Below are 11839 nucleotides of genomic sequence, written 5' to 3'. Positions count from 1 at the left end.
TATGAACCCATCGGGTTACGTTAACAAGTACAGAAATCTACAACTTTAAAACTCGATTAATCGGCGTACCGAATCAGGTCAACCCCGATGTCTTTTCGGTACTGTTTGCCGTCAAATCGCACAGCCCGGGCCGCTTCCTGCGACTTCCTGACGGCGTTTTCAAGTGAGTTGGCCTGGGCAGTTATTGCCAGGACCCGTCCACCATTGGTCAACACGTGACCGTTTTTCACTAACGTACCCGCATGGAAGGCCGTTACATCTTCTAAACGTTCAAGTTCAGAAATGATTTTACCAGTTACATAGTCCCCGGGATAGCCGCCCGATACCAAAACTGTTGTAACAGCTGTTTGGGGAGACACCTGCACTGCAATTTTGTCTAGTTCACCATCAGCTGTAGCCACCATTAGGTCAACCAGATCGTTCTGGATTCGGGGTAACACAACTTCAGTTTCGGGATCACCCATCCGCGCGTTGTATTCAATAACGAACGGCTCCCCATTTACTTTCATTAATCCAATAAAGATAAAGCCTTGATAACGAATATCTTCCTGCTGCAACCCTGCCAGCGTTGGCTTAACAACTTTATCTTCAACTTTCTGTAAAAACGCTTTGTTGGCAAATACTACTGGTGAAACGGCGCCCATGCCCCCCGTATTTGGCCCTGTATCCTCCTCACCGATGCGTTTATAATCTTTCGCTTCGGGCAAAATTTTATAATTGACACCGTCTGTCAGCACAAATACCGATAACTCAATGCCTCGCAGAAATTGCTCGATCACCACCTTACTACCGGCCTCACCGAATTTCTGTCCATCCAGCATATCACGTAGTGCTGTTTGGGCAACGGCTACTGTTTCAGCGATGATTACCCCTTTCCCGGCTGCAAGTCCATCGGCTTTAATAACGATTGGCAGCGAATGTGATTCCAGGTATGCCAGTCCTTCATCAAGAGTTTCAGCGGTGAAAGTCTTCGATGCAGCCGTCGGGATTCCGTAACGATGCATGAATTGTTTCGAGAAATCCTTGCTTCCTTCCAGCTGAGCTCCTTTTGCATCTGGGCCCACGATCCGGAGGGTAGCTAGATCGGGTTCATTCCGTAAAAAATCAACAACGCCCTTTACTAAAGGTTCCTCTGGACCAACAATAAGGAGATCAATCTTTTTATCCCGAATAGCATCAGCAACTGCCGGAAAATCATTGTAACTAATAGGAAGGTTTGTCGCTACCTGTGCTGTTCCAGCATTGCCAGGTACCACATACAACGTATCACATAACGGGCTTTGCGCCAACTTCCATGCAAAGGCATGTTCACGCCCACCCGACCCAAGTATAAGTATATTCATAAATAATGATGAATGATGAACGATGAATGATGAATGACGATTGGCAGAAACCAATTCATCATTTATCATTCATCATTCATCATTTAATTAGCTACTTCCGACAGGAATTTAATGCGCATCAATCGCAAATCTTGTTCAGTAAAATCATCCCCACCGAACTCTCGCATCGCCACAGCGATATTATCGCTTTCGGCCTGCATGAAGTATTCATAGATTTCGTCCTGCCTATCTTCATCCATTACCTGATTGATATAGTAGTCAAGATTGAGTCGCGTACCGGAGTAACATATATGCTCAATTTCTTCCATTAACTCTTCCATCGACAGCGACTTCGATTCGGCAATTTCATCCAGGTCAATTTTACGGTCAATCTGCTGGATGATAAAGATTTTAACCTTCGATTTATTGACAGTGGATTTAATGACGACATCTTTCGCCGTTTCAATCTCGTTGTCCTCTACGTATTTGGTAATCAGATCAATGAAAGGACGTCCGAACTTCTGCACCTTGCCCATCCCGACGCCGTTGATCTGAGCCATTTCCTCCCGCGTAGTAGGATACGTAGTGGCCATTTCCTCCATCGACGTTTCCTGGAAGATAACGTAAGGCGGCAGATTTTTTTCTTTGGCAATTTTCTTCCGAAGCGCTTTCAGCAGCCCGAGCAATTCTTCGTCATAAGCCACACCACCTGATGAGGGTGCTACGTCTTTATCGTCGTCTTCTTTCGTCTCAGCACCCAGTTGTTCGTAATCATGATCCTTAGCAAGTGTGATTGGGTATGGATCTTCGATGTAATTCATACCGCGCTGAGTCAGCTTCAGTACGCCATAATTATCGACATCTTTTTCGAGGTACCCATATATCGTGATTTGCTTGATCAGCGAACACCAGTAGTTACAGTCTTCGTTAAACTCAAGTCCCTTACCATATACAGCCAGTCTGTCGTGTTCATAACTGGTCACGTACTGATTTCCGGTTGCTGTGAGTACATCAGCCAAGTGAGCTACATCGAAGCGCTGGTCCGTCTGCAACACCGTTTGCAGCGCTAATACTACTTCGTGCTGAACCTTGAATTTTTCGGTTGGTTTTACGCAGTTGTCACAAAAGCCGCAGTCTTTATCCAGAAATTCACCGAAATAACCCAACAGTTGACGACGACGGCATACACCCAGATTGGCATACGATACCATTTCAGTCAGCAGGTGTTTCGCATTATCGCGTTCGGTAACGGGCTTATCTTTATTGAATTTTTCCAGCTTCAGAATGTCGTCGTAGCTGTAAAACATAACGCAGTTGCCTTCCAGTCCATCCCGACCAGCCCGGCCTGTTTCCTGGTAATATCCTTCCAGCGATTTGGGGGCATCGTAGTGAATAACAAACCGAACATCTGGTTTATCGATCCCCATCCCGAACGCAATGGTAGCACAGATAACGTCTACATCCTCATTCAGAAAGGCATCCTGGTTGTTCATCCGCGTTTGCGGGTCCAGACCAGCATGATAAGGCAACGCTTTTATATCATTTACATTCAGCAGCTCGGCAATCTCTTCAACAGTTTTGCGGCTTAAGCAATAGATAATCCCCGACTTGCCTTTGTTCTGCTTTATATATTTAATAAGCTGCTTTTTGGCGTCTACCTTAGGCTTTATTTCATAGTACAGGTTCTTCCGGTTGAAAGACGACTTATACAGATTAGCGTCCTCCATTTGCAGGTTTTTCTGAATATCCTGCTGTACTTTGGGCGTAGCGGTAGCGGTAAGCGCGATCACCGGCAGGTTACCAATGTTATCGACAATCCCACGTATTTTTCGATACTCCGGCCTGAAGTCATGTCCCCATTCCGAGATACAGTGAGCTTCGTCGATGGCGACAAACGAAATATTGGCCTTCTTTAAAAAATCCAAATTTTCTTCCTTCGTCAACGACTCTGGAGCAATATAAAGAAGCTTAAGCGAACCATTTAAAGTGTCCTTCTTAACCTTATTCATTTCGGCTTTTGAGAGCGTCGAATTCAGAAACTGGGCATTTATTCCGAACGCATTTAGCTGATCAACCTGATTTTTCATCAGGGCTATCAGGGGCGAAATCACTACGGCTGTGCCTTCGCTGACAATAGCAGGCAGTTGATAGCATAGTGACTTACCAGCCCCGGTAGGCATGATAACGAACGTATTACGCCCAGCCATAATGCTATAAATAATTGCTTCCTGTTCTCCCCGGAACTGACCATACCCGAATATTTCTTTAAGTCGTTCTTTGAGGGTAGTATGAACTGACTGATCAACCTGCATCATTCTACAAATCGTACAAAAGTTACTTTACTCTGTTTGCTTGCCGTATCTTTGCTTTATAAAGTTAGCGAATATACAAAGCAAAGTATTCGTGATTATCAAAACTGACATTGAAAGTAATAAAAAATCCTCAGACTATTGCCCGTTCGGTATTGTTGGCCGAGGCTAAAGCAATCCGTGATGCCGTGGATTTGCTTGACGAACAATTCAATGCCATTGTCGAAATGATTCTCAACACGGCTGGACGTGTGGTGGTCACAGGGGTTGGCAAAAGCGCTCTTATCGGGCAGAAAATTGTGGCCACTCTTAATTCAACAGGCACACCGTCGCTGTTTATGCATGCGGCCGATGCCATTCATGGCGATCTGGGCATGATTCAAAGCAATGATGTTGTTCTGATTATCTCAAAGAGTGGGAATACTGCTGAAATTAAGGTTTTATTACCCTTGCTGAAACGTACAGGGGTTCAGTTGATTGCCCTTGTTAGCAGCCGCGATTCTTATCTGGCAAAGCACGTTGATTATGTGCTTCACGCTCATGCCGAACACGAAGCAGACCCGCTTAACTTGGCTCCTACGACCAGCACTACGGTGGCTCTTGCTCTTGGCGATGCGCTGGCCGTTAGTTTATTAGAAATTCGCGGATTTACCCGACAGGATTTTGCCCGTTATCATCCGGGTGGATCATTGGGCAAGAAGCTTTATTTAAAAGTGTCCGATATTTTCCCCAACAATCAATGCCCAAAGGTTTTGCCTGGTACGTTGATCCGGGATGTGATCTTCACAATTTCGGCAAATCGCTTAGGCGCTACGGCCGTTGTTGATGAAGATGGCCTCTTAAAAGGTATTATAACGGATGGTGATATTCGACGTGTGGCTTACGAGGAAAATTCCTTCTGGCAGCTGTGTGCGCAGGATGTCATGACACCATCGCCGGTTTGTATTGCGCCCGATGAATATGCCGTAGCCGCCCTACAACTGATGGAAGAGCGGGACATTACCCAGCTTATAGTAGCCGAAACGGGCTACGTTCAGGGATTTGTGCACTTGCATGACTTACTGAAAGAGGGACTACTGTAAACTTTTTCTATAGATTATCAGACACGTACAGGCTGGTTTACAACCTTTCAGAAAGGTGCGTAAGCCAGCCTGTTTTCTTTGTGTAGAGCGCTCAGTCCAGCTGTTCAAGCTTTTTCCACAAAGTTTAAACAAAATCTACACCTCAAATTCCACACAATGGGGGAATTATTCCACAGTTTGTCTATTTTTACCGCAACGTATAGATAGTAGCGAACGAATTATTTAAAGGTTAAATGACTGAATTTAAAGGATTTAAGCTTTTGACTTTTTTCCTTCCCCGATTTCCGGCAAGACTGGTTATCTTTTTGTATAAATGATATGCAGACTCAGGTTTAACAAAAAAACGTAAACAGCCATGACCGCTCTTGAATTTACAAATCATATTGGTAAAGTGTCAAAATCGTTACGTCCATTTGCACTTCGTTTAACGAAAGATGTTGAAGATGCAAACGATCTTTTACAGGACACACTACTGAAAGCGTTCACCAATCGCGATAAATATACGGATGGCACGAACCTTAAAGCCTGGTTGTATACGATTATGAAGAATACCTTCATCACCAACTATCAACGTATGGTTCGTAAAAACACCTTCATTGATACAACCGATAACCTGCATTATATTAATTCGATAGAAAGCAGCACGGAAAATCTGGCTTATTCCTCGTTCGCTCAGGATGATATCAATCGGGCAGTAAATGGCCTTGATGATACGTATAAGACCCCATTTATGATGCATTTCCGTGGTTTTAAATACCACGAGATCGCAGCTAAACTAAATATCCCCATTGGAACGGTGAAAAACCGGATTCATATTGCGCGCAAAGAATTAAAAGATCAACTCAAGGTTTACGCATATTTCAACGCCTAAGGAGGGCATCAAAAAAAATAAAATTTTTTTTGCCTCTGGCGAGACCTCATTATACACCTTCCGTCTAATTAATATTGATTGAGTAGTTTTTGGTTAAAAAAGAGGAAGGTTCGAAAAGTTGGGTAGAGTTCTGCCCAACTTTTTTGTTTTATACCCATTGATAGACAAGCAATTACCATTTAGCAGAGAAATTAGGGTTTAATAAACCAAAGGTTATTGAGTACGTTTAGGAAACAAATTGCTTCATCAATTATTTACCTACTTAGTCAATTAACCCAATTATAATGCCCCAGCGCGTTTTTGTTATTGGAGCTGGTTTTGCTGGTCTGGCTGCTGCTACCAGTCTCGCTCATAAAGGCTACGACGTTACTCTTCTCGAAAAAAATAACGCCCCAGGTGGCCGTGCACGAGTGTTTCAGGCAAAGGGCTTTACGTTCGATATGGGCCCGAGCTGGTATTGGATGCCTGATGTTTTTGAAACCTACTTTGCTCGCTTCGGCAAAAAACCATCCGATTATTACAACCTGGTTCGGCTTGATCCCTCCTATAGTGTCATTTTCGCAGCGAATGAAGTTGTTGATATTCCCGCCGGTTTAGATGAATTAGAAATACTTTTTGAAAAATTCGAACCCGGTAGTGGGCTTAGGCTTCGGGAGTTTCTGAAACAGGCTGCATATAAGTACGATGTTGGCATGAACAAATTCGTGTGGAAGCCAAGCCGGTCGATCACAGAATTTCTGAACCTGAAATTACTCTATGACGTAACCCGCCTGGATGTGTTTCAGTCGTTTGCGAATCACGCCCGCAAGTTCTTCAAAAACCCACGTCTGCTCGAAATTATCGAGTTTCCTATTCTCTTTTTAGGGGCGACTCCGCAAAATACGCCTGCCATGTATAGTCTGATGAACTATGCAGAAATGGCATTGGGTACCTGGTATCCAATGGGCGGTATGCACGAAATCGTTAAGGCTATGGTTAGCCTGGCCGAAGAAAAGGGTGTTAAAATTTTGCTCAACCAGGCAGTTGAGAAAATAGAGGTCACAGCGGGAAATGCCCGGCGTATTGTTACAGACCAATGCATATTCGAGACTGACGTTGTTGTTGCTGGTGCCGATTATAACCATGTCGAAACCAAGCTAATCGACCCCGCTTATCGCAACTACGACGACGCGTACTGGAAAAGTCGGGTAATGGCGCCCTCTTCGCTCTTGTTTTATCTGGGAGTTGGGAAACGAATTCCACGCTTGCAACATCATAATCTTTTTTTCGACGAAGATTTCGCCCTTCACGCTCAGGAAATTTACGAAACGCCCCGCTGGCCTAGCAAACCCCTGTTTTATGCATCAGCCCCTTCCAAAACAGATCCGAGCGTAGCGCCTGACGGCTGTGAAAATTTATTTCTGCTAATTCCCGTTGCCCCTGACCTGACCGACGACCCCGAAACGCGCGAACGATATTTTCAGATCATTATGGATCGACTTGAAGCTTACGTAGGAGAAAGTATCCGTAATCATCTAATTTTCAGACGCGATTATGCACACAGTGACTTCAAACAGGATTATAATGCTTTTCGAGGCAATGCATATGGGCTGGCAAATACACTAAAACAGACGGCATTACTAAAACCATCGTTAAAGAACAAAAGGGTAAACAACTTGTTCTACACCGGTCAACTCACCGTTCCCGGACCGGGTGTCCCCCTTCCCTCATTTCAGGATTGGTCGTTGCCGATGAAGTTGCCAATGAATTTCCCTAATTTACCACCTTAACCCACCCTCTTTTTCATATGATGGCATTATTCAATAAAACCGCACTGGAATGCAGTAAATTAATTACTGAGCGTTACAGTACGTCGTTTACGTTGGGTATTAAGACGCTTGACCGTAAATTCCATTTCCCCATCTATGCCATCTATGGTTTTGTACGGTATGCCGATGAGATCGTCGATACGTTCCATGAATATGATAAGAAAACCCTGCTTGAGCGTTTCAAACACGATACGTATCAGGCCATTGAAGAAGGGATCAGTCTGAATCCAGTGCTACAATCCTTTCAATGGGTGGTTCGTGAGTATAATATTGACCATGAACTGATTGATGCTTTTCTAAAAAGCATGGAAATGGATCTGTATTATCAGGAATACGATGCCCGTAACTACAATGAATACATTTATGGGTCGGCTGAAGTGGTGGGGCTGATGTGTCTGCGGGTATTTTGCGAAGGAGATTGTAACGAATTTGATCATTTACGTGAACCCGCTCGAAAACTGGGGTCCGCCTTTCAAAAGGTAAATTTTTTACGCGACCTGAAAAGTGACTTTGTCGAGCGAGGGCGCACGTATTTTCCAGGTGTAGATTTCAATGATTTTAGTGGTGATGCCAAGCAGCGGATTGAAGTGGATATACAGAGTGATTTTGATGAAGCGTATATCGGTATTATGAATTTGCCGCGTGGTGCACGGATGGGCGTCTATCTGGCTTATAAATATTATTTAAAACTCTTCAATAAGATCAAGCGCTTATCGGCTTCCCGCATACAGTCCGAACGGGTTCGGGTTCCAAATCCACAAAAAATAGCGCTGCTGGCCCAAACGTATCTGAAGTATCGGCTGAACGTGATATAGCCCATACCTTGCCTTCCTGATTAAGTTGTAACGTATCAAACGGTTAGCCCTCCGCGCCTTTTCGCTATCTTTGTCCCGAATCATTTTAGTTTCTGACAATGGTAGTCGAAGCGACCCTTTCGCCGGAAATCCTGGCACGTTATGAAGCCGTTATTGGACTGGAAGTACACTGCCAGTTGTTGACTCACAGCAAAATTTTTGCCGCCGACGCCAATACTTTTGGATCGGAGCCGAATACAAACATCAGTGTCATTACGTTAGGACATCCGGGCACACTGCCTAAATTGAACCGCAAAGCCGTTGAATATGCTATTCGGATGGGCCTTGCCTGTGGTAGTGAAATCACACGCCACAACGTTTTTGCCCGTAAAAATTATTTTTATCCAGACCTGCCCAAAGGGTATCAGCTATCGCAGGATAAAGGCCCGATTTGCGTTGGGGGCGGCATTCTGGTAAAAGCCAAAGACCCCGAGACACACCAAACGTATCAAACAACGATTCAGATTCATCATATCCATCTTGAAGAAGATGCCGGAAAAAGCATCCACGATGGTGATGAATGGGCTACGCAACTGGACTATAACCGGGCCGGAACACCCTTGATCGAAATGGTAACAGACCCGTGTATCCGTACTGCCGATGAAGCCGGTCAATACCTAACCGAAGTCCGACGGCTGGTTCGGTATCTGGATATCTGTGATGGGAACATGGAAGAAGGTTCGTTACGTTGCGATGTAAATATTTCTATCCGACCGAAAGGCGCAACGCACCTGGGCACAAAAGTTGAAGTCAAAAACCTGAACTCCATTCGAAACGTAATGCGGGCTGTGGAAAGCGAATTTCGGCGGCAGGTGGACCTTACAGAGTCGGGTGGACGTATCATACAGGAAACCCGTACCTTCGATGCGGCAACGGGTTTGAGCTACGCCATGCGCGAGAAAGAAACCATGAACGACTATCGGTACTTCCCCGATCCAGATCTAACGCCAGTCGTTATTTCGGATGCATGGCTGGCCGATGTTCAGGCCAATATGCCTATGCTTCCGGCTGCCCTTTATCAGAAGTTCATAACTCACTATGGCTTGCCCGATTATGATGCCGCTCTGCTGACCGACGCCAGAGAATTGGCTGACTATTTCGAAGCGGTTTGTGCCCATACTACCAATTATAAAGCTGCGTCGAACTGGATTATGGGACCCGTAAAAGGTCATCTGAACGAAAAAACGTTACGTGATCGGCAGTTTCCAGTATCGGCCGAACGATTAGCGGCCCTTCTTTCCTTGATTGACAACGGGACAATAAGTCAAACGGCAGCTCATCAGGTATTTACATTGATGATCGAACAACCAGATGCATCGCCCGCCGACCTCGCCCAAACAAACGGTTTGGTGCAGAATCGCAATACGGATGCATTACAAGCGTTGGTAGAAGAAGTACTGGCAGCCTGGCCCGATAAAGTGGAGCAATACCGCAAAGGCAAGAAAAATCTGCTGGGCCTGTTTGTCGGCGAAGTGATGAAAAAATCAAAAGGTTCAGCCGACCCAAAATTGGTGAATCAGTTGTTAGCGAAGATGTTATAGATTAACCTTATGAAAAATTCAATATTGACTATTGCCGTTCTGCTGGTTATTGGCCTGACGGCAAATGCTCAGGGCACCAAGCCGTTTACAGTAAAAGGAACCGTCAAAAATGCCGCACCGGGCAGCTACGTTTACCTGGAAGCAAACAGCCAGCCTACCCGCAAAATCGACTCCACTAAAGTCGGCGCCGACCATAGCTTCACACTAAGCAATAAAGTAAACGATGGTGGTGAGGTATTGATTCTGAACGTTGGTGGCGGCCAGAAAATGGCGCTCCTGCTGGAAGGGGGCGAAACGCTGAACGTAACAGCGGATGGATACCGGATGGACGCCAAAACGGGCCAGATGGGAAAATCGACCGTTTCTGGTTCTAAAAATATGGAGTACTACGAAAAGCTGAATGCACTTCGTATGGATATGGACGCTAAAGTGGCCAACTGGAATAAACAGGCTGCTGCGGCAACAGAGAAAAAGGACAATAAAAAAATGGCTCAGATTGAGCAGGAATACACAGCCGCTGAAGCCGACGTAGTCAACAAGGTAAAAGCGATGCTTCCTGAAATGGGCACCTCGCTGGTGTCGCTGTTTGCGCTTAATTTTATTAATATCGACAGCGACTTCGCTACGTATGATGCGCTGGCTCAACGGTTTGAAAAAGAAAACCCAAACAGCCCACATGCCAAGTCCCTAATCGGTCGGGTGGCTCGTATCAAAGGGGTATCGGTTGGCGCACAGGCTCCCGAAATTGCTCTCAGCGATACCACCGGAAAATCGGTTACGTTGTCTTCGCTACGTGGCAAATACGTACTGATCGACTTTTGGGCTTCGTGGTGTGGACCCTGCCGGGCCGAAAATCCAAACGTTGTTCGGATGTACAATAAGTTCAAGGATAAGGGTTTTGAGATTTACAGCGTATCGCTCGATCAGGCCAAAGCCAACTGGACAAAAGCCATTCGAAACGATAATCTGACCTGGACACATGTATCGGATCTGAAATTCTGGCAATCAGCAGCGGCTCAACAGTACGGCGTTCAAGCCATTCCGGCTACGTTTCTGCTCGATAAAGACGGGAAGATAATTGCCAAGAACCTGCGAGGAGATGCCTTAGAGCAGAAACTGGAAGAGGTTCTGAAGTAGCGAATTCGTTTTGTAGTTTTGTGGGGTCAGGCCAATAAACCTGACCCTTTTTTATATCTATTTGACTCACCGTCTGGTTCATTCCCCGGCTATTTTATGAAAATCGCAATTATTGGTTGTGGCAATATGGGTATGGCTTTTGCCAAGTCCTTTCTTCAGTATGATCTTGTAAAAAAAGACGATCTGCTCCTGATCGAAAAAAGTACGGATCGTTCTGATACACTGAGACTGGAAAAAGCAGGTGTAGTTGTCGATACGATTGGGCCACATGTTGGCGAGACGGACCTGATCATTCTATCGGTCAAACCGCAGGATTTTAACAGTGTTTATGAATCACTACGTGCCGTCATTCAGCCGCGTCAAATCATTCTATCGATTATGGCCGGCATTCCCATTGCACAAATTCAGGAAAAGCTAGCTCATCCACTGGTCGTACGTGCCATGCCAAATACACCCGCCATGCTGGGTATGGGCATTACGGGATTTACTGCCGCTAAAGAGGTTGATTTAACCAGCCTGCGCAAAGTCGAAAACCTTATTAACGCTACCGGCAGATCCATCTTTCTTGAAGACGAATCGATGATCGATGCCGTAACGGCGCTTAGTGGCAGCGGTCCGGCCTATTTTTACTACGTAGTGAAGGCGATGATTGATGCTGGCAAGCAGATGGGTTTCGATGACGCCGTATCAGCTTTGCTGGTTAAGCAAACGATGCTCGGCGCGTATCATCTCATTAATAACGCGGATAAATCCCTGGATGATCTTATCAAAGCTGTAGCGTCAAAAGGTGGCACAACCGAAGCGGCTCTGCGTGAATTTGAAAAAGGCGAGTTGGCCGATACGTTAGTAACGGGCATTAAGGCTGCTCAGGTGCGCGCTACCGAACTATCGAAGGGATAATCCAACGTAACAACT

Annotated in this window: 8 protein-coding genes and 1 pseudogene; 7 read left to right on the top strand and 2 right to left on the bottom strand. The window is 45.4% G+C overall.

Annotation, left to right across the window (positions count from 1 at the left end; all coding sequences use genetic code 11):
• Positions 1-56: 56 nt before the first annotated feature.
• Positions 57-1343: a phosphoribosylamine--glycine ligase gene (gene purD / locus LN737_RS09200; RefSeq protein ID WP_405518159.1), complete on the bottom strand. Its 1287-nt coding sequence runs from the start codon at positions 1341-1343 to the stop codon at positions 57-59.
• Between the two features lie 83 nt (positions 1344-1426).
• Entirely contained in the window at positions 1427-3637 is a 2211-nt protein-coding gene (gene recQ, locus LN737_RS09195) for a DNA helicase RecQ (RefSeq protein WP_405518157.1), read from the bottom strand.
• Between the two features lie 107 nt (positions 3638-3744).
• On the opposite strand from recQ, the gene LN737_RS09190 reads away from it, so the two are divergent.
• The 7 genes and pseudogenes from LN737_RS09190 (at position 3745) to proC (ending at position 11824) form a co-directional block, all read left to right on the top strand.
• Positions 3745-4713: an SIS domain-containing protein gene (locus LN737_RS09190; RefSeq protein ID WP_405518155.1), complete on the top strand. Its 969-nt coding sequence runs from the start codon at positions 3745-3747 to the stop codon at positions 4711-4713.
• 355 nt (positions 4714-5068) lie between these two features.
• Complete coding sequence (locus LN737_RS09185) at positions 5069-5584, top strand: RNA polymerase sigma factor (protein ID WP_405518154.1); 516 nt, start codon at positions 5069-5071, stop codon at positions 5582-5584.
• Between the two features lie 284 nt (positions 5585-5868).
• Positions 5869-7340 (top strand): annotated as a pseudogene (locus tag LN737_RS09180) (phytoene desaturase family protein).
• Between the two features lie 30 nt (positions 7341-7370).
• Positions 7371-8207, top strand: coding sequence for a phytoene/squalene synthase family protein (locus LN737_RS09175; RefSeq protein WP_405518152.1), 837 nt, complete (start codon positions 7371-7373; stop codon positions 8205-8207).
• Between the two features lie 98 nt (positions 8208-8305).
• The gene (gatB, locus tag LN737_RS09170; protein WP_405518150.1) at positions 8306-9787 is read left to right on the top strand and encodes an Asp-tRNA(Asn)/Glu-tRNA(Gln) amidotransferase subunit GatB; all 1482 of its coding nucleotides are present in this window, start codon (positions 8306-8308) and stop codon (positions 9785-9787) included.
• Positions 9788-9796: 9 nt separating this feature from the next.
• Complete coding sequence (locus LN737_RS09165; RefSeq protein WP_405518148.1) at positions 9797-10924, top strand: TlpA disulfide reductase family protein; 1128 nt, start codon at positions 9797-9799, stop codon at positions 10922-10924.
• Between the two features lie 96 nt (positions 10925-11020).
• Positions 11021-11824, top strand: a complete 804-nt coding sequence (gene proC / locus LN737_RS09160) for a pyrroline-5-carboxylate reductase (RefSeq protein WP_405518146.1) — start codon at positions 11021-11023, stop codon at positions 11822-11824.
• Positions 11825-11839: the final 15 nt, after the last annotated feature.

The sequence above is a fragment of the Spirosoma sp. KNUC1025 genome (genome assembly GCF_045160025.1).
Taxonomy (GTDB): domain Bacteria; phylum Bacteroidota; class Bacteroidia; order Cytophagales; family Spirosomataceae; genus Spirosoma.
This window is presented reverse-complemented; position numbering and strand designations above follow the sequence as displayed.

Bases quoted from the DNA above. Each gene is read 5' to 3' on its own strand.
- purD (WP_405518159.1), bottom strand. From the start codon at position 1,343: ATGAATATACTTATACTTGGGTCGGGTGGGCGTGAACATGCCTTTGCA.
- recQ (WP_405518157.1), bottom strand. From the start codon at position 3,637: ATGATGCAGGTTGATCAGTCAGTTCATACTACCCTCAAAGAACGACTT.
- LN737_RS09185 (WP_405518154.1), top strand. From the start codon at position 5,069: ATGACCGCTCTTGAATTTACAAATCATATTGGTAAAGTGTCAAAATCG.
- LN737_RS09175 (WP_405518152.1), top strand. From the start codon at position 7,371: ATGATGGCATTATTCAATAAAACCGCACTGGAATGCAGTAAATTAATT.
- gatB (WP_405518150.1), top strand. From the start codon at position 8,306: ATGGTAGTCGAAGCGACCCTTTCGCCGGAAATCCTGGCACGTTATGAA.
- LN737_RS09165 (WP_405518148.1), top strand. From the start codon at position 9,797: ATGAAAAATTCAATATTGACTATTGCCGTTCTGCTGGTTATTGGCCTG.
- proC (WP_405518146.1), top strand. From the start codon at position 11,021: ATGAAAATCGCAATTATTGGTTGTGGCAATATGGGTATGGCTTTTGCC.